Source organism: Chitinophaga sp. SYP-B3965, assembly GCF_009647655.1.
GTDB lineage: Bacteria > Bacteroidota > Bacteroidia > Chitinophagales > Chitinophagaceae > Chitinophaga.
The window spans coordinates 62862-81257 of the sequence record NZ_WJFD01000009.1 but is presented as its reverse complement, the minus strand read 5'-3'; the positions used below and the strand labels follow the sequence as shown (position 1 = coordinate 81257).

The window sequence follows — 18396 nt, the reverse complement described above, 5'->3', positions numbered from 1 at the left end:
TTTATACATTTGCCACAACCGGAACAATGCAAAATTAATGTATAAAAAAATATACAATTCCTTTATCGAAAGAAAGGCAAAAGGTACAAAGTCATTCGCAGTTCTGATTGATCCCGATAAGGTAACCCCTACCGGTATCGCTGATCTGACTGCCAAATGCACTGAGGCGAAGGTTGATTATATATTTTTAGGCGGCAGTCTTGTGATCACCAACCATCTCGACGAGGTGGTTCAACAGATCAAGGCTACCTGTTCTATTCCGGTAATCCTGTTCCCCGGCAGCCCCTCGCAGGTTTCGAAATTTGCAGATGCTTTGCTTTACCTCTCCGTGATCTCCGGCCGTAATCCGGAATTACTCATTGGCCAGCATGTGGTTTCCGTTGCGGCAGTGAAAAAAAGTGCACTTGAAGTGATCTCCACCGGTTATATGGTGATCGATGGCGGTGCCCCTACCACCGTTTCTTACATTAGTAATACTACTCCCATCCCTGCAGATAAAGATGATATTGCCATGGTTACTGCTATGGCCGGCGATATGCTGGGCATGAAAGTGATCTATATGGATGCCGGCAGCGGTGCCCGCAAACCTATTACAGAAAGTATGATCCACAGGGTTGCCAGCCAGGTGGATATTCCCGTTATTGTTGGCGGCGGTATCCGCGATGCGGAAAAAGCTTACCGCAATTGTAAAGCCGGCGCAGATATTATTGTTGTTGGAAATGCTATTGAAAAGGACCTCTCCCTTATCAAAGAAATTGCCGATGCCGTACATCAGGCTCCAGTGAATGTAAATCGCTAACACACTCTTATCCAGTGGGTTCCTTTCTGCAGGATAAACATCCGTACATCAATTTTATTTTCAGGAAATGTAAAAATCTGTGAAAACTTCATAGAGGTTGTATATCTTAGCATCCGATTTAAAGAGCTATCTGTTTTAATATTAAACCAACCAGTAAAAGTCCCTCGATAATACCGTGAAGTAAGTCCGTGTGTTTTATGGTTCCGTTTTTCATTCCCTTGTCATTACAACCTGGTGGAGATAACTCTTCATGTCTGTTACTATTGGTAACCGGCAAACAAAATTGGTAAATCTGGCCCGAAATGGCCTTTTTTCATAAGCATAATTTAGCGGGCTGTTCTTTCCAGGACAGCCCTTCTTTCTTAAAAAAAAAAGCAGCATGCGGGTTGCGCATACTGCTTCAGGTTTATTATTTAATACGTTTACAAACTCATCATTTCTTTGAACTTCACAGCCTGACGGCGGCTCACTTCTATCTTTTCACCTCCGCGCATTTCCAACAGCAGGCCTCCGTTGAAGTAAGTATCTATCCTTTCTATCATCCGCAGGTTCACGATGTGTTTGCGGTTGGCGCGGAAGAACACTCTTTCGTCCAGGCGCTCTTCCAATGCATTGAGCGATTTCAGGATGAGGGGTTTATTGGTTTCAAAATATACCCGTGCATAGTTACCCACGCTTTCAAAAAGGCGGATCTCCTGCAGTTTCACAAACCAGCAACGGTCTCCGTCTTTTACAAATACCTGGTCACTTTCTCCCAGGATGTTCCGGATACCGGAAGCTGCTGCCAGCCGTTCCTTTTCATCTACCTGGTGTAATTTGTGAATGGCATCTGCCAGCCGCTTGGGCTCTATGGGCTTCAGCAAATAGTCCAGCGCATTGTATTCGAATGCTTTCAGGGCATATTCGTCATACGCGGTGGTAAATATTACCTGCGGCGTTCGTTCCAGTTCCGCCAGGAGGTCAAATCCGGTTTTATCCGGCATCTGGATGTCCAGGAATAAAAGGTCGGGCCGCAGTGTTTCTATCTTTTCCATCCCGTCTTTTGCATTTACCGCCTCACCTACTACCACTATTTCCGGGTGATCTGCCAGGAGTTTCTTTAATTCACTTCTGGCCAGCCTTTCATCGTCTATGATCAATGCTTTTTTCATACTACTGTTTGCATTTTTGGTTGATGATGCGTCCAAAAAATACAGGACGCTTCTTTTTATAGCAACGGCATCCGCACTTTGGCTTCAACAGTTGTTTTATCAAGGTTATAGATTTCAAATGAAGCGCGTTTGCCGAACAGCAATCCCAGTCTTTGGCGGGTGCTGGCCAGGCCAAATCCGTTGCCATTCAGATCTTCTATGATCTGCCCGGTATTCTGAATAGTGATCTCATGCCGCAGATCGTGTACATGGGAACCTATCAGGATCAGGCCGCCGTTCACTTCCCGGGAGATACCGTGTTTGATGGCATTTTCTACAAGTGTTTGCAGCATCAGCGGCGGTATGGGTAACTCTAACGTTTCCGGGTCTATATCATATTGCACTTTCAGTCTTTCCTCAAAACGGATATTTTCTAATGCAAGATAATCTTTTACGATGCTCAATTCGTTCTCCATGCTCACAGTTTCTGCTTTATCTGCCTGCATGGAATTGCGCAGGATATTGCTTAACTCCGTGATGGCGGTACGTGCTCTCCGGGGGTTTTCATCTACCAGGGCCCTGATACTGTTGAGGGCATTGAAGATAAAATGCGGATTAAGTTGAGATTTGATGGTCTTAAGCTCCAAAGTACGCACAGTGGCTTCCAGTTTTAATTGTCCCAATTGAGAATTCCGGCTTTCTTCTACATAATGCCATAAGAAATAGATCACCGCCCATAATGCCAAAATAACCACCTGCTGAAAGATCACACTCAGCCAGTAATTGTTAAAATCGAACTCTAAATGGCTGGGGGTGGTTAACCAGGCCAGGCAGGCCAGCAAAAAAGAGTACAGCACAGCACATACCAGGATACCTGCAAAGAAGTAGATGGCTACTTTCTCAAAAGGTTTCTCAATCCATTTAAATTTGACGATAATTGCCCGAAAAGCATGTGTAATGATAATACCCAGTACTACTACCTCTAAAACATAGAGCAGCATTGATACACCCAGGATATCAAAGAAAAAACCGAAGAAAAAGTAAAGAAAGGCATATGCTCCCCACCCCAGTATCTGACACCACCAATATTTTGACAAGCGTTTAAACATCCCTGAAAAGTTAGCAAAGTCTTTCGATTAAATAAAACCTCGCGTGTCATTCAAAAGTAGTACCTGCGGCTATGGGTCTAAAAGTAATTTTTATCAATGGTGGTATAGGCATTTAAATGGGAACCCTGAAATAACGTAAAAACTTGTATTTTTGGGCCTTAAACCCTAATGCTGATATGGAAATTACGGCCGGTCAATTACTAAGCCAGATCGAATACCCTTCTGATCTGCGAAAATTGAGCAAGGAGCAGCTTCACCAGGTGTGTGACGAGCTGCGCCAGTTCATTATTGACGTGGTGAGCGTACATGGCGGACACTTTGGTGCCAGCCTGGGTGTGGTTGAGTTAACTGTTGCCCTTCACTACATTTTTAACACTCCCTACGACCAGCTGGTTTGGGACGTAGGGCACCAGGCATATGGTCACAAGATCCTCACCGGCCGGAAGAGTGTTTTCCATACCAATCGTAAATACAAAGGTATCAGTGGTTTCCCCAATCGCGGTGAAAGCGAATATGACACTTTCGGGGTAGGTCACTCCAGTACTTCCATCAGCGCAGCACTGGGTATGGCCATGGCTTCCAAAAATAAAGGAGAAACAGACCGCCAGCATATTGCTGTGATCGGAGATGGCGCCATGACGGCCGGGATGGCTTTTGAAGCATTGAACCATGCCGGCGTTTCCAACACCAACCTCCTGATCATCCTGAACGATAACTGCATGGCCATTGACCCTAACGTAGGGGCTTTGAAAGAATATCTTACAGACATCACCACTTCCCATACTTATAACAAGTTCCGGGATGATGTATGGAACCTGATGGGGAAACTGCCCATCGGCAAGAAATTCACGCGGGACATGGCCTCCAAGCTGGAAGCCAGTGTAAAAGGCATGGTATCCAAATCCAGCAATCTCTTTGAAAGTCTGAACCTGCGCTATTTTGGCGCTATAGATGGTCATAATATCACCAAACTGGTGGATACGTTGCAGGATCTGCGCGATATTCCCGGTCCCAAGCTGTTACATATTGTTACCACTAAGGGTAAAGGATATGCACTGGCAGAAAAAGATCAAACCAAATGGCATGCGCCTGGCCTGTTCGACAAGATCACAGGTGAGATCTTAAAGAAAGCTATCGACACACCACAGCCTCCCAAATACCAGGATGTTTTTGGCCATACTATTATTGAACTGGCTGAACTCAATAAAACCATTATGGGTATTACCCCCGCCATGCCTTCCGGCTCTTCTCTCAAACTGATGATGGAAAAAATGCCGGACCGGGCTATTGACGTGGGCATTTGTGAGCAACATGCTGTAACGCTCTCTGCCGGCCTTGCCACGCAGGGAATGACAGTGTTCTGTAATATCTATTCTTCCTTTATGCAACGGGCATATGACCAGGTGATACATGATGTGGCCATACAAAGCCTTCCTGTGATCTTCTGTCTGGACCGCGCCGGTGTTGTTGGAGATGATGGTGCCACCCATCATGGTGCATACGACATTTCCTACATGCGCTGCATCCCGAATATGATTGTAAGTGCGCCGATGAATGAAGAAGAACTGCGCAACCTCATGTATACTGCCCAGCTGCCCACTAATAAATCACCTTTTGTGATCCGCTATCCGCGTGGAGAAGGTGTAATGGCTGACTGGCGCAAACCGTTTTCACAGATCCGTGTTGGCACAGGCCGCAAGATCCAGGATGGCCGCGATGTGGCGATCCTTTCTTTAGGTCACCCCGGCAACTTTGTAACAGAAGCCATGAAAGAACTGATGACAGATGGATTGCAACCTGCACATTACGATATGCGGTTTGTGAAACCACTGGATACAGACATGCTGCATGATATCTTCCAGCGCTATGATAAAGTGATCACTGTTGAAGATGGTGCCCTGCAGGGCGGATTCGGCAGCGCTGTGCTGGAATTCATGGTAGATAATGATTACAGGGCTGAGGTAAAACGTTTGGGTATTCCGGACCGCCTTGTGGAACATGGTAAACCGGCAGAGTTACAAAGGGAATGTGGCTATGATGCCATTGCCATTGTGAATACCGTGCGCGAAATGCTCAAAAGTAAAATTACTGTTCACGCCAGCTGATAAAGGCCGTACGTGCCACCGGTTTGCCGGTGGCCGTTTTCCATCATGAACGACCTGTATATACAATTACGCATCACCGCCATTATACCGGAAACTCCGGATACTTTCACTTACCAGTTTGAAGAAGTTAACGGCAAACCTGTTCCTTACCAGGCAGGGCAATTCCTGACTTTTCTGATCACACTTCATGGAAAGGAGATCCGCCGCTCTTATTCTTTAAGTTCCACACCAGGCATTGATCCTCATCTTTCTGTTACCGTTAAAAGGATCACGAACGGGGAAATATCCCGGCATATTATACGGTACTGGAAAGTGGGTGATACCGTCACCTCCTTATTACCTTCCGGCCGTTTTACCCTGGAAAGCCAACCGGATACACAACGGGATCTATTCCTCATAGCTGCCGGCAGTGGCATCACCCCATTGTTTTCTATATTGAAACATGCGCTGAAAACGGAAACAGCTGCGCACATCACTTTACTATATAGTACCCGCAATAAAGAAAATACCATTTTCTACCAGCAGATCCTGGCCCTGCAACAACAATACCCGGAGCGCCTCACCATTTTATGGTTGTTCAGTGATCCGGAAGAAAGCGCCTTCCGCCGTATGAGCAATGGCCTCCTGGAAATGTTAGCCCCCCAGCACCTGAAATATGATCGGGAACTGGCACAGTTCTTCATTTGCGGCCCATCAGAATATATGCGCATGGTACAGTTCACCCTGGTGTTTTTGGGTTTTAACCCAGCACATATTCATAAGGAGAACTTTGTGATAAACACGGAAGCGAAAATTGCCCGCATCCAGATCCCGCAGGATACCAGTATTAAACAAGTATTGTTACAGGTGAAAGGGAAAGAGCAGGTATTGGAAGTGCCTGGAAATGAGAGCATCCTGCATGCGGCATTACGGCAGGATGTACATCTCCCTTATAGCTGTAAGGGTGGTGTTTGCGGTTCCTGCATTGCAAAATGTACCGGAGGCAAAGTATGGATGTCTGTGAATGAAGTACTTACAGATAAAGAACTGGCACAGGGCTTAATCCTCACCTGTACAGGTTATGCACAAAGCGATAAAGTAATATTGGAGTGGTAGAAATTGGCTGGTACGCTAAATTTCCATAAATTGATTTCAAATTAATGCGATGAGCTATACTGCTTTGAAAGCAGCAAGTCTTTATCTTCTCCTTGGATTGGTGTGGATAAGCTGTTATAGCTGGTTATGGCTTTCTCTCGCAGCACGATTCCCCTTAGTTAACCCCGCTTTGCTTCAGTATCTGTTGCATGCGTTCTTTATTGCCGGCTCGGCCGTTTTTATTTACGTGCTCGTTAGAAAGGACTTTTCAAAGAACATTAAATATTCAGAACAGTACCGGCAGTTGTTTTACGGACATCCGGTGCCCATGTGGATCTATGATTGGAAGACCTTGCGATTCCTGACAGTGAACAATGCGGCTATTCAGAAATATGGTTACAGCCAGGAGGAATTTCAGCAGATGAGCATTTTGGATATTCGTGATCCGTCTACCGTTCCGCAGATCCTTGAAGATGTAAGAAAAACGATTCGACATATTGCTTATCGCGGCATCTGGCAACACAGGAAAAAGAACCGGGAGGTATTTACAGTAGAGATCTATTCACATAGTACAAAGTATAAGGGACGGGATGCGCGTATTGTAATGGCAATTGATGTGGATGCCGAAATCAGATCAACTATTATGGTCAAGGACATTGGAACCCGTTATGAATTATTGGCACAGGTGACCCAGGATTATATTTACTACTGGGACATTGCCACTAACCAGGTGACCCGCAATCACGGGCCGGCTTCCTTATTTGGATATAAGGAGGAAGAGATCCTCAACAACGGGGCCTGGTGGAAAGAGAATGTACATCCGGAGGATATTGGCAAAGTAATGACCTCTGTGGAACAGGCCATGCGGAACGGCGATATTAACTGGGAAGCAGAATACCGCTTTCGCTGTGCGGATGGCCAGTATAAATATGTGAATGACCGCGGGTACATTATCTACAATGATCAGAAGCAGCCTGTACGAATGATAGGTGCTGTGCAGGATGTTGATGACAATACCCGGCAGAAACATGAGATAGAATTATTGTCTATGGTGGCCAGCAGAACGATCAATTCTGTATTGATCACCAATGCTGCGGGTGAGATAGAATGGGTGAATGAGGGTTTTGTGCAGCAGACGGGTTATAGTTTAGCGGAATCCATCGGAAAGCGCCCCAGGGAGCTGCTCAGCGGCCCTTCTTCCAATGAGGGCACACTGCAGGAGATAGACCTGAAAATGGCCAGTAAAAAGCCCTTTTCTGAGGAATACATCAACTATAAAAAGAATGGGGAATCCTATTGGGTGAAAATGGATGTTACGCCCATTTTACAGGAAGACGGGAATATCTTCAAGTTCGTATCTATCCAAACGGATATTACGGAACGCAAAAAGTTTGTACACCAGCTGCAGCATCAGAATGAGGTGTTGCAGGAGATAGCCCGCATCAATTCACATGATATCAGGAAGCCGGTTGCTTCTATACTGGGCATTGTTTCCGTTATGGACCTGGATAAAAATGAACCTGCTCTTAACAGCCGCCTGTTGCAGATGTTACAGGAAAGTACAAAGGAGCTGGATGCTATGTTGTACAAGATCCAGGATAACCTGAAAAAGATGAATGACTAAAGCCTTTATCCGAAAGACTCAAATTGATTAAACTCTCCTTTTAATTCGTCGTGTAGTTTGTGAAAAACCTGCATGCGGTCCTGCATGGTGTTGTAGTCTGCTATCGGCCTGTCCTGATGGATGATCACAGGGTTGGTGTTACTCATGCTTTTGGCCGATTGTTTGAGATCATGAAACATTTCGTCTGCAACTTCCAGCTGGCGGATAAACTGGTTTTGAAAGTGCTCAATGCCCACCATTCTTTCCGGATCTACCTGGAGTGGTACTATTTCTTCCAACCTGCTGCGCATGGAACGGATGTTGTTCCTTACTTCATCTACTTCTCCTTTCCAGGTAAGGAGCTGCGCCTGCAGGTCTGATGTCTGTGTTGGTACTTCCATGATATATTGATTTTAATGAAATAAACATATCGATTTCCCTTTCACTTCTAATTTACGATTCTTTTCTCTTTTAAAACGCAAACATCCAGAGGATTTTATCCACCGGATGTTTGTTGTTTTTGTTATGCGATCATGGGTATATCCATTAACAAAAATTCCGCATCTTCCTGCACACTGATGTCCAGTTTATCATAGTCTGAAACTGCTATGGCATCGCGGTTTTCCAGTATTTCTTCTCCTACTTTCAATTGACCATTGAGCACTAAAAGATAGGCACCATTGCCGTTTAATTTAGGGCTGTAAGTAAGGGTTTGGCCTTTGTCGAATTTCCCTAAAGAGAACCAGGCATCCTGGTTGATAAAGAGTGTTTCTTCACTTTCTTCCGGTGCTACCACTACCTGCAATTTATTATGCCGGTTAGCGGGATCAAATGTTTTCTGATCATAGCGGGGTTGAATATCTTTTACTTTCGGGAACAACCATATCTGTAAGAACTTAACGGTTTCTGTTTTAGAAGCGTTGAATTCTGAGTGTTGAATTCCCGTGCCGGCGCTCATGATCTGCACATCATGCTGATTGATGATCTTATGCCTGCCTGTATTGTCTTTGTGTTCCAGCGCACCGGATAAGGGTATGCTGATGATCTCCATATTATCGTGGGGATGGCCGCCGAAGCCCATGCCGCCTTTTACAGTATCATCGTTCAGCACGCGTAATGCGCCGAAATGAATTCGTTCGGGATTGTAGTAACCTGCAAAGCTGAAGGTGTGATAAGATTGCAACCATCCGTGATCTGCGAATCCGCGGGTATTTCCGCGGTGAATAACTGTTTTCATATTTTATTTCCTCCTGTTTATTTTCTATTGCAAAGATCTATCAAACAGGTGTTTTTATCAATGGACGAATTCGATAAAAGCATGCACTATTCATTGTGCAAAAACAAAGGCCGGTAGCAGGTTCTGACTGCTTTCCGGCCTTTGGAATATTGTGTGCTAAATGGCTTACACCAGCTTTGCATCCATGGTGATATTTGTGTTGAGCAGTTTGGAGATAGGGCAATTCTCTTCTGCATCTTTTGCAAACTCCGCAAACTTTTCAGCATCCAGACCGGGTACGCTGGCTGTTACTTCCAGGTGGCTGTTAGTGATAGCGCCATTCTCAAAAGTGATGGTGGCTTTTGTATCAATATTACCAGGTGTTAAACCTGCAGCAGAGATCACAAAGCTCAGCTTCATGGTAAAGCAACCTGCGTGTGCGGCAGCTACCAGTTCTTCCGGGTTAGTACCTGCGCCATCTTCGAAACGGCTGGTGAAAGAGTATGGGGTATTGCTCAGTACGCCTGTTTGGGTAGAAACTGTTCCTTTACCTTCTTTGCCGGTGCCTTTCCAATTGGCAGATGCGGATCTTTTCATGATTCAAATTTTTTTATGGGTGATGAGAGGGTCTAAAATTAATGAATTATCGTAAACCCGCTGTTAATAAATAAAACCGGGCGAATTAAATCGCCCGGTTCACCTAAAACCCTAGACATTCATCTGCACTATTCCACAAAGTCATTTCATTCGTTTCATGTATTACACTTACCTCTCTCACCTGTTGCCAGTCTGTTTTCTCGTAACCTTCTTTTGCCGGGTCTTTTGGCCGTATATACCGATTGGTTTCCTTATGCTTGTTTGATCATTTGCACTGCCATGATCAGGCGTACTTCATCACTTACCACTAATCCACCTGCTTCTGTAGTAGCCGTCCATGTTAAACCGAAATCTTTACGGTTGATCTTTCCTGTCAGTTCAAAACCAGCTTTGGTTTGACCATAAGGGTCTACAGTAATACCTGTATATTCCACGTTCAGTTCAACGGGGCGGGAATTACCGCGGATGGTCAGATCTCCTTTCAGGGTAAAGGTTTCAGCATCTTTCTTCTTTACTTCTGTAGAAGTAAAAGTAATTTTTGGGTGGTTAGCCGCATCAAAGAAATCTTCGCCTTTCAGGTGTTCATCACGTTGTGTGTTCTTGGTGCTTACGCTGTTCACGTTTGCTTCAAAAGAGATCTTTGCATCGGTGAAGTCATCTTTATCTGAAGTGAGGGTTGCATCGTATTCAGCGAAGTAACCTGTCACGTTGGTGATCATCAGGTGTCTTACTTTAAATTCAATTTCGCTATGTAAAGCGTCAATTTTCCAGGTTGCCATTTGTTTGTAGTTTTAATTTTTTATGAATGATTAGAGTTATTGGTCTTAGTTCAGTGAGCCCATCCTGCCGTTGTTGTAATCATCAACAGCCTGTATGATCTCTTCTTTTGTATTCATCACAAAGGGTCCATATGCGAAGATGGCTTCGTTCAAAGGTTCTCCGTTCAATACCACCAGGGTAGTATCTGTGAGTGCCGTGATGGTAATGGTTTCACCCGTTGTTTCAAACACCGCGATCTCCACTCCCTTTGCTGTATGTGTATCATTGAACCGGGCTTCTCCTTTCAGGGCAACAATGCCTGTGGTATATCCGTCCGGCAAATGCAGTTCTGTTGTTTTACCTGCTTTTAACTGTATATCGAACAAGTTCACGGGGCTAAAAGTTTTCGCCGCTCCCTTTTGTCCATTATAATCTCCGGCAATAATGCGCAGATAACTTCCTTCTCCCAGATCAACCACAGGAATATCTTTCTTTTCCAGGCTTTGATAACGGGGAGGGTCCATTTTGTGGGCTTTGGGAAGGTTCACCCACAGCTGTACCATTTCAAGGGTACCACCATTTTTAGTGAATTCCGTTTCATGCTTTTCTTCATGTACCACACCGGAAGCTGCTGTCATCCATTGTACATCTCCTGCGAAGATCTTACCGGCATTTCCTCCGGAATCACGATGTTCCAGTGCGCCCTGGTAAGCAATAGTTACTGTTTCAAATCCTCGGTGCGGGTGTTCTTCCACACCACGGGGTTTGTCTGATGGAGGAAAGTAGCCCGGGGCGGCATAGTCCAGCAGGAAGAAAGGGCTTAACTGCTTTTCGAGGCTTTTATTGCCATTCGGAAAGAGGTTCTGCACTTTGAATCCGTCGCCAACCATATGTGATTGTGCGCCCTGGTAAATACGTGCTACTTTTTTGAAGGTTGTCATTTTGTGTGTTCTCCTTTTAAAGACTACACAAAAGTACATGTTGCAACATCTAATTAGAATGGATAGAACACGTTAAAAGATGGACATTTTTTGCTGCTCATATTAAATTATTGATTTACAGGAACTTTTGCCAGCTCTTTGAATTCTGAAGGGGACTGGCTGGTGTATTTCTTAAAGAAGCGGGAAAAGTAATGCGGGTCGTCGAAGCCCAGTTTATAGGCTATTTCTTTTGCGGTGAGGTCTGTATTATATAAAAGGCGCTGGGCTTCCAGGATCACGCGGTTGCGGATATGTTCTCCAGCGGTAATGCCGGACAGTGATTTGCTGATCTCATTCAGCAGTACGGGTTTGATATGCAGCAAGGCGGCATAGTCAGACACGTTCTTTAACAGCTGGTATTTCTCTTCTATCAGGGATTTGAAACTGATGAACAGGGCGCTGTTATGTTTAGCGTGGTATTCCGGGATCACGGAAATGGTCTGAGGTGCATTGCGGGAAGCCACTACCAGGAAGTACTGCAGCAGGTTCTGGAAGGCTGTTTCGTAGTTGGGTTGTTTGTTTTCCACTTCCTGCATCATTTTCTGTACCATCCATTCCAGTTCTGTTTCATCTTCTTTACTGGCAATATGGATCACGGAGCTGAAATGATCATTTACAAAAAGGCGGTTCCTGACTACGGACATCTTGGACTGGTCGTTCGGGCACATGAGGGAATCATGAAACGCGATCATGTAGCCATCCACTTTCTCGGAAAAATTCATCTGGTGTACCTGGCCGGGAGCCAGGAAGAACAGGGTATTGTCTTTTACCACATGGGTCACGGTATCAATCGTATGGGTCAACTGCCCATTTTTGATCCAGTAGATGGTGTAAAAGTTATGGCGGTGCGGGGCTTCCTGGTGTTCAAAGAAATTGGGGCCCATACCGCAAAGGGTGGACACCCTGAAATCACCAGCTCCTTCTGCATCGTGTGCATATTCCGGTAGAGTAACGATCTCTATATGTTCTTTTTTTTCTGCCATTTTGTTTAGTCTTCGAATACTACTGGTTCTCCTTCCGGTCTGTCAGAAGGCTCAACATAATCGATGATAAAGTTATTCCGTCCTTCGCCTACCATAATACTGAGGAACCTGGCCTGCACCAGCTCCAGCATACCAAGGAAAAGGAATATTGCATGTACCCTGTCCTTACAGTGATCAAAGATCTTTTCAAAGGCCATGGTCCTTTCAGACCGTGCCAGGTCCAGCATATATTCCCGGGAGCCTTCCATGGTATAGTCATATTTATATACCACGTGCTGGGGTTTATTGCTGCGTTCTTTTACCCGCTGCATGATCTTTTCAAAGGTTTTGGTCAGTTTGAAAAGCGTGAGGGTCTGTACTTCTGTTCCTTCACTGGTCACTTCACCAATAATGGCGAGTTCCCGGGCAATATTTCCCCGTTTCATGGACAGCATACGGTCTGCCTCTTTTTCTGCCAGTTCCGCTGCAGCTTGTTTGAAACGCTTGTATTCCAGGATCTTATCTACCAGTTCCATCCGGGGATCGATTTCATTACCTGCCTCGTCCAGCTCTTTGCGGGGGATCAGCATTTTGGCCTTGATCCGCATCAGGGTGGAAATAAAGAGGATGAATTCGCTGGCCAGTTCAATGTTCAGCGTTTCAAGGTGATGAATATAATCCAGGAAATCGTTGGTGAGACTGGTGATGGGGATATTGTAAATATCCAGTTCATCCCTTTCAATAAAGAAAAGCAACAGGTCGAACGGCCCCTCGAACTGGGCTAGCTTGATCTTGTATATTTCTTGTTCGTTGCCCATAGTAAAATAATAAAAACCTGCCGGTAGGCCCGACAGGTTTATCAAAAATAAGGAAAATCCCCTGAATCAGAATTTAGCGGTAAGACCAACGCCCAGAACCTGCTTTATTTGCAGCCGGGGGCCTTTTACGCCAGTTTTGGTATTTTCAAACTCCTTCACATCATCGTCGTAGATCATATCTACGTTCACATTGGCACTGATCCACTTATTCACTTTCAGGGCCAGGGTATTGGTCCAGAATACGTCTATATTCTGCGGATTATGCTTGTAATTGGAAAAAAGCTCCAGTTTTGTGCGGAAAGTGATGTTCTTCACAATTTCCTTGTTCCACGTGGCAGCTATGTAGGCACCAAACTCTCCTTTTACGTGTTTGCCGGTATCTACACCATAGGCGCCATGGGCAGACAATGTATCGTCCGCCACTACTACCCAGCGGGCTGTGATAGGAGACATAAATAAGGAGAATTCTTTATTGGGCATGTAATCGATACCCGGAGACAGTACGATATAGGCAGGAGAAAAGAACTTAGATGTGAGCTGGGGAGTAGTGTCTGCCGGATACAAATAACCAGGGGCAAACTGGGTACGGAGATTAAATAAAGCGCCCAGGTACCAGTTTTTCCCTATTTCGTATCCGTATTTGGAGGTCATATCAATACGGTCGTCACTTTTACGGCTGCCAAGGCTGGTGGTGTTCACATAACCATATGCCAGGTCAATGTTGTTATCCCAGGAATGTTTTCCTTTTTTGTAATTCGCGAAAGCATTGAGGGTACCCAGCAGGGAGAGGGATAATTTGTCACCACCCGCGGCCCAGTTGGTTAAAGATCCCTGGTTGAACATGAGGCCAAAATTGCCTCCTTTCTTCCATAATCTGCCGGTGGTGTCCTTCTCTGCATTCTTGATCTTGGCAGCAGCTTCTTCTCTTAATTTCTTCATGCTATTATCCTGTGCCTGCATAGTGCAAAAGGCCAACAGGCATGTGGCAAGCGCCAAATAAAACTTCTTCATTCTCAAAATTGGTTATATAGATGAAATAGTGAACGGTTGACCGTTGCTGCGGCCAACCGTCTATCTAACAAAGTTGAACTATTTTTGTTTTATGGCATCGCGGATCTCCATCAGCAACTTTTCTTCTGTGGTAGGTCCGGCAGGTGCTGCAGCCTCTTCTGGTTTTTTCAGACGGTTAATAGTCCTAACTACCAGGAAAATAGCGAAGGCTACGATCAGGAACTCTACCGTTGCCTGGATGAACAAACCATATTTTACTTCGGCTTCTCCTACTTTGATCATTCTTGTTTTGAAGTCAAAACCTCCGATCAGGATACCTACCAAAGGCATGATGATAGCCTCAACAAGAGAATTTACAATCTTTCCGAAAGCAGCGCCGATCACAACACCCACTGCGAGATCGATCACATTGCCTTTCATGGCAAAGGCTTTAAATTCACTGAAAAAAGACATACGCTAAAATTTTAGTGTTAAGAAATAATGAATGGCTTATAATAACCGCGATATTAAGAATTTACGATTTGTTATCCTCATTATTTTTTGGCGTCGGTAATTTCGGAAATTTCATCTTCAGTGATTTTAGTGTATCCCTTACCGTTTTAGCGATCACATATTCCTTATACCAGTTCTGATCTGCAGGCACAATGATCCAGGGAACTTTGCTGCAATGCAGGAACACATCATCATACGCTTTGCGGTATTCCTTATGCAACTTTGCTTCTTTAAAATCATTTTCATTGTACTTCCACATTTTTGTGGGGTCCTGTGTTCTTTCTATGAGCCGTTGCTGTTGCTCTTCCGGTGAAATGTGCAGGTAGAATTTCAGGATGTGTGTATCGTTATGCTCTTCCAGCAATTTCTCAAAATCATTGATGGCATCAAATCTCTTTTTGATCGTTTTTTCATCTACCCATTTATGCACCCGCTGTATCAGTACATCTTCATAATGCGAACGGTTGAATACCTGGATCATCCCCTTGCCTGGCGCATGCTGATGGATCCGCCACAGGAAATCATGGCTGGCCTGTTCTTCTGTAGGCGCTTTAAAAGGTTGCACCTGCACCCCCATGGGGTTCATCATGCCAAACACATCACGGATCACACCATCCTTGCCGCTGGCATCCATTCCTTGTAATACAACCAATAAACTATGTTTATGTTCAGCGTAGAGCAGATTTTGCAGATCATCCAGTTCATCCTGGATCCTTCTGAACTGTTCTTTCGTTTGCTCTTTCCCGAACTTCTGAGGGGCCGTGGTGGCCAGTGATGAGAGTTTTACAGTAGGCATACGCGTAAGATCTTTATTAAATTTAAGCAAATTTATTTAGCATATAGGGATTCGGTATCTTTACGGCCCTATGGACCAACGCTTATTAAACTGGGGGATCTTCCTTCTCCTGTCTCTTACCTGGGGCAGTTCTTTCATACTGATGAAGCTCGGTTTGGAATCCTTTAACCCTTACCAGGTGGCCAGTTTGAGACTTATTGCCGGCGGCCTGGCCTTACTTCCTTTTTTCCTGAAAGCTATTCGCGAAGTACCTAAAAATAAAATTCCACTGATCATTGTATCCGGCTTGTTGGGGAATGGTATCCCTGCTTATCTTTTTTGCATTGCGGAAACGAGGATAGATAGTTCACTGGCGGGTATGCTGAATTCTTTCACACCGGTATTTGCCTTATTCTTTGGACTGGTGATCTTTCGCGCGCCTGTTGCGAAACGTCAGCTGATGGGTTTGGCTATTGGTTTCATTGGGGTGATCTGTTTGTTCCTTGCCAAAGGGATAGATACGAATGAATACTGGTACTATGGCTTTTTTGTGGTACTGGCTACTGCCTGTTATGGATTGAATATTACGATCGTGCATCACTATCTGAAAGGGCATGCTTCTATGCACCTGGTGGCTATATCTCTTTTTTTTATGGCGGTGTTTGCATTACCCATCTTATTATCGGGTGATTTCTTCACTTTATTCCAGGGGGAGGATAAGCCATGGATGAGTCTTGGCGCCAGTGTGTTATTGGGTGTGATGGGAACGGGGTATTGCTTCTATCCTTTTCTATCAGCTGATCAGGTCTGCCGGAACTATTTTTGCATCCATGGTCACTTACGGTTTACCCATTGTGGCCATTGGCTGGGGATTATTAGCCGGGGAAGTCATCAATATGTTGCAGGTATTGTGCTTATTCGGGATCATGGGTGGGGTGTACCTTGTGAACCGTAAATAAAAAGAGGCTGTTCCTGATGGGAACAGCCTCCTGAAGAATATGTATGAACGGGCTTAAATAGCCATGATCTCTTTGTCTTTATTCGCGCAATGTTTGTCGATTATCACGATGAATTTGTCCGTCAGCTCCTGCACATCTGCTTCTGCATCCTTGGCGGTATCTTCACTGAGTCCATCTTTCTGTAATTTCTTAATGGCTTCAATAGCATCCCTGCGGATATTCCGGATGGCTACTTTTCCATGTTCACCTTCACCATTCACTTTTTTCACGAGTTCTTTACGGCGTTCTTCTGTGAGCGGGGGCAGGAAGAGGCGGATAATGATACCGTCGTTCTGTGGGTTGAGGCCAATATTGGAAGCAATGATAGCGCGTTCAATGGGTTGAAGCATGTTCTTTTCCCAGGGCTGAATAGTGAGAGTACGGGCATCGGCCACACTCACGTTAGCAACCTGATTCAAAGCAGTGGGGGCACCGTAGTAATCAACATAAATACCATCCAGGATCTGGACGTTGGCTTTACCAGCCCTTATTTTGGTGAGCTCTGTTTCCAAATGCGAAATAGAATTTTGCATGGTCTCCTTTGCGTCGTCCAGGATTAAATTAAGTTCGTCTTGCATAAGAATTAATACTTAAAGTGCTTGCAAACCTACATGAAATCTTTTAATCATCAAAGGATGAGCTACGATAGAAAAGTAAGCGGAGTGTGTTATACGTTACAACACTATTTGTCCTGCAACATCCCTTCTGTGTTGATACGCAGGATCTTGGGCTTGGTAATGGCTGGCGCCACTTCTTCCATTTCGGCCACCACCATTGCTGGTTTCGGTGCTTCTTTCCGTTTCTTTAACACGAAAAGAATAGCGGTGAATCCAAAGGCCAGTGTACCGATCAGGGCCATCAGGTAAGTTGTACCTATATTTTGTAACGAAAAGGCTAAAGTGATAAAACCTGCATTGAATACCACGGCCACCAAAGTTGCTTCTCTGTGAGTAAGCCCCAGTGCCAGCATGTAATGGTGAATATGGTGCCTGTCTGCAGTAAAAGGAGATCTGCCGCGGCTCATCCGGATAGCAAATACCCGTAAGGTATCGAACAAAGGGATGATCAGGATGGCAAATGCAATGGCAGGTACAGACTGAAGCGGCATTTTACTGGCCGGGTTGCCTGCAATTTCAATGAATTTAACGATCAGGGTTGCGTTCACCAGGCCCACTAACAGTGAACCGGTATCTCCCATGAATATTTTAGCGGGGGTGATATTGAAGATCAGGAAAGCAGCAAGACCTGCAGCGAGGCTGAATCCCATTACGGCGAAGGTCACTTCGTTCACGTAGAGGAAATAAGCACCGAGCACTGCGGAAACCAGCATACCGATACTACCTGCCAGCCCATCGATACCATCGATCAGGTTGAAGGCATTGATCACCACGATGAAGGTGAAATAAGTCAGTAAAAGGCTGAAATGATACGGTAATGTTTCAATACCAAACATTCCGTACATGTTACGGATCTGGAGGTTGCCCAGGTAAATGATAGCAAAAGCTGCTACCAGCTGGCCTACCAGCTTCTTTACAGGGGAAAGTCCTGTGATGTCGTCTTTCATGCCTACAATGAAGATCACGAAGAAAGCCGCAACAAGATATTGAAGTGGAAATGTTTGCGTTGAAGGTGCGCAAACAAGCGTTGCCAGCACGAAGCCGGCAAAGAAACCCAATCCGCCGAGCGTGGGGATACGGGATTTATGCGATTTGCGCTCGTCTGGTTCGTCATACAGATGTTTCAGTTCTGCCACCCGGATCAATACGGGTATGGCAAAATAGGTTATAACGAAACTCAGGACAGTCGCGATAATTACATTCTCCATACGGGGGGTTGTGATGCAAAGATATTAAATTCAGTGATATGCGTATCAACATTTTATAAAAACTATGGTTTTTAACCATTCTTCCAAAAAAAGCTGGATTACGCTGAGAATCTGGACAATTTCTTACTACTTTTGCGGCTTAT

19 protein-coding genes are annotated in these 18396 nt (G+C 45.0%); 5 read left to right on the top strand and 14 right to left on the bottom strand.

All coding sequences use genetic code 11. The features are described 5' to 3' along the window. Positions 1–37 precede the first annotated feature (37 nt). Positions 38–799 (top strand): geranylgeranylglyceryl/heptaprenylglyceryl phosphate synthase, encoded by a 762-nt coding sequence (locus tag GFS24_RS28640; RefSeq protein ID WP_153665912.1) that lies wholly within the window; start codon positions 38–40, stop codon positions 797–799. A 422-nt stretch (positions 800–1221) separates the two neighbouring features. On the opposite strand, the gene GFS24_RS28635 is transcribed toward GFS24_RS28640, so the two are convergent. Both GFS24_RS28635 and GFS24_RS28630 read right to left on the bottom strand, forming a co-directional pair. Next, entirely contained in the window at positions 1222–1950 is a 729-nt protein-coding gene (locus GFS24_RS28635) for a LytTR family DNA-binding domain-containing protein (protein ID WP_074243099.1), read from the bottom strand. 56 nt (positions 1951–2006) lie between these two features. Then, positions 2007–3038 carry a sensor histidine kinase gene (locus GFS24_RS28630; protein WP_153665910.1) on the bottom strand — a complete coding sequence of 344 codons (1032 nt, stop codon included), beginning with the start codon at positions 3036–3038 and terminating at the stop codon, positions 2007–2009. Between the two features lie 176 nt (positions 3039–3214). Between GFS24_RS28630 and dxs the strand changes: the two genes are divergently transcribed. Genes dxs through GFS24_RS28615 form a run of 3 tightly spaced genes read left to right on the top strand, consistent with a single transcriptional unit; the run spans position 3215 to position 7841 of the window. Then, the gene (gene dxs / locus GFS24_RS28625; RefSeq protein WP_153665908.1) at positions 3215–5143 is read left to right on the top strand and encodes a 1-deoxy-D-xylulose-5-phosphate synthase; all 1929 of its coding nucleotides are present in this window, start codon (positions 3215–3217) and stop codon (positions 5141–5143) included. Between the two features lie 45 nt (positions 5144–5188). Beyond that, a complete protein-coding gene (locus tag GFS24_RS28620; RefSeq protein WP_153665906.1) occupies positions 5189–6238 on the top strand; it encodes a ferredoxin--NADP reductase in 1050 nt (349 codons plus the stop codon). A gap of 49 nt (positions 6239–6287) precedes the next feature. Continuing rightward, the gene (locus tag GFS24_RS28615) at positions 6288–7841 is read left to right on the top strand and encodes a PAS domain-containing protein (protein WP_153665904.1); all 1554 of its coding nucleotides are present in this window, start codon (positions 6288–6290) and stop codon (positions 7839–7841) included. Between the two features lie 5 nt (positions 7842–7846). Here GFS24_RS28615 and GFS24_RS28610 read toward each other — a convergent pair whose 3' ends face one another. From GFS24_RS28610 to GFS24_RS28565, 10 genes are all read right to left on the bottom strand, one after another. Then, positions 7847–8221, bottom strand: coding sequence for a hypothetical protein (locus GFS24_RS28610; RefSeq protein WP_153665902.1), 375 nt, complete (start codon positions 8219–8221; stop codon positions 7847–7849). A gap of 122 nt (positions 8222–8343) precedes the next feature. Beyond that, a complete protein-coding gene (locus tag GFS24_RS28605) occupies positions 8344–9057 on the bottom strand; it encodes a pirin family protein (RefSeq protein WP_153665900.1) in 714 nt (237 codons plus the stop codon). Positions 9058–9222: 165 nt separating this feature from the next. Beyond that, positions 9223–9633 (bottom strand): OsmC family protein, encoded by a 411-nt coding sequence (locus GFS24_RS28600; RefSeq protein ID WP_153665899.1) that lies wholly within the window; start codon positions 9631–9633, stop codon positions 9223–9225. Between the two features lie 251 nt (positions 9634–9884). Continuing rightward, positions 9885–10412: a YceI family protein gene (locus GFS24_RS28595; RefSeq protein WP_153665897.1), complete on the bottom strand. Its 528-nt coding sequence runs from the start codon at positions 10410–10412 to the stop codon at positions 9885–9887. Between the two features lie 45 nt (positions 10413–10457). Continuing rightward, on the bottom strand, positions 10458–11333 hold the full coding sequence (locus tag GFS24_RS28590) for a pirin family protein (protein WP_153665895.1): 876 nt from the start codon (positions 11331–11333) through the stop codon (positions 10458–10460). Between the two features lie 107 nt (positions 11334–11440). Then, positions 11441–12355: a helix-turn-helix domain-containing protein gene (locus GFS24_RS28585; RefSeq protein WP_153665893.1), complete on the bottom strand. Its 915-nt coding sequence runs from the start codon at positions 12353–12355 to the stop codon at positions 11441–11443. Positions 12356–12360: 5 nt separating this feature from the next. Further along, positions 12361–13152: a ScpA family protein gene (locus tag GFS24_RS28580; RefSeq protein ID WP_153665891.1), complete on the bottom strand. Its 792-nt coding sequence runs from the start codon at positions 13150–13152 to the stop codon at positions 12361–12363. Between the two features lie 66 nt (positions 13153–13218). Further along, positions 13219–14163: a DUF3078 domain-containing protein gene (locus GFS24_RS28575; RefSeq protein WP_153665889.1), complete on the bottom strand. Its 945-nt coding sequence runs from the start codon at positions 14161–14163 to the stop codon at positions 13219–13221. A gap of 78 nt (positions 14164–14241) precedes the next feature. Then, positions 14242–14616, bottom strand: a complete 375-nt coding sequence (gene mscL, locus GFS24_RS28570; RefSeq protein WP_153665887.1) for a large-conductance mechanosensitive channel protein MscL — start codon at positions 14614–14616, stop codon at positions 14242–14244. Positions 14617–14677: 61 nt separating this feature from the next. Next, positions 14678–15451 (bottom strand): PPK2 family polyphosphate kinase, encoded by a 774-nt coding sequence (locus GFS24_RS28565; protein WP_153665885.1) that lies wholly within the window; start codon positions 15449–15451, stop codon positions 14678–14680. Between the two features lie 70 nt (positions 15452–15521). Between GFS24_RS28565 and GFS24_RS28560 the strand changes: the two genes are divergently transcribed. Further along, positions 15522–16385: a DMT family transporter gene (locus GFS24_RS28560; RefSeq protein WP_153665883.1), complete on the top strand. Its 864-nt coding sequence runs from the start codon at positions 15522–15524 to the stop codon at positions 16383–16385. A gap of 57 nt (positions 16386–16442) precedes the next feature. Here GFS24_RS28560 and frr read toward each other — a convergent pair whose 3' ends face one another. Together frr and GFS24_RS28550 are read right to left on the bottom strand one after the other, a co-directional pair. Continuing rightward, positions 16443–17006, bottom strand: a complete 564-nt coding sequence (frr, locus tag GFS24_RS28555) for a ribosome recycling factor (RefSeq protein WP_153665881.1) — start codon at positions 17004–17006, stop codon at positions 16443–16445. A gap of 104 nt (positions 17007–17110) precedes the next feature. Continuing rightward, the gene (locus GFS24_RS28550; protein WP_153665879.1) at positions 17111–18253 is read right to left on the bottom strand and encodes a glycosyltransferase family 4 protein; all 1143 of its coding nucleotides are present in this window, start codon (positions 18251–18253) and stop codon (positions 17111–17113) included. Between the last annotated feature and the right edge of the window lie 143 nt (positions 18254–18396).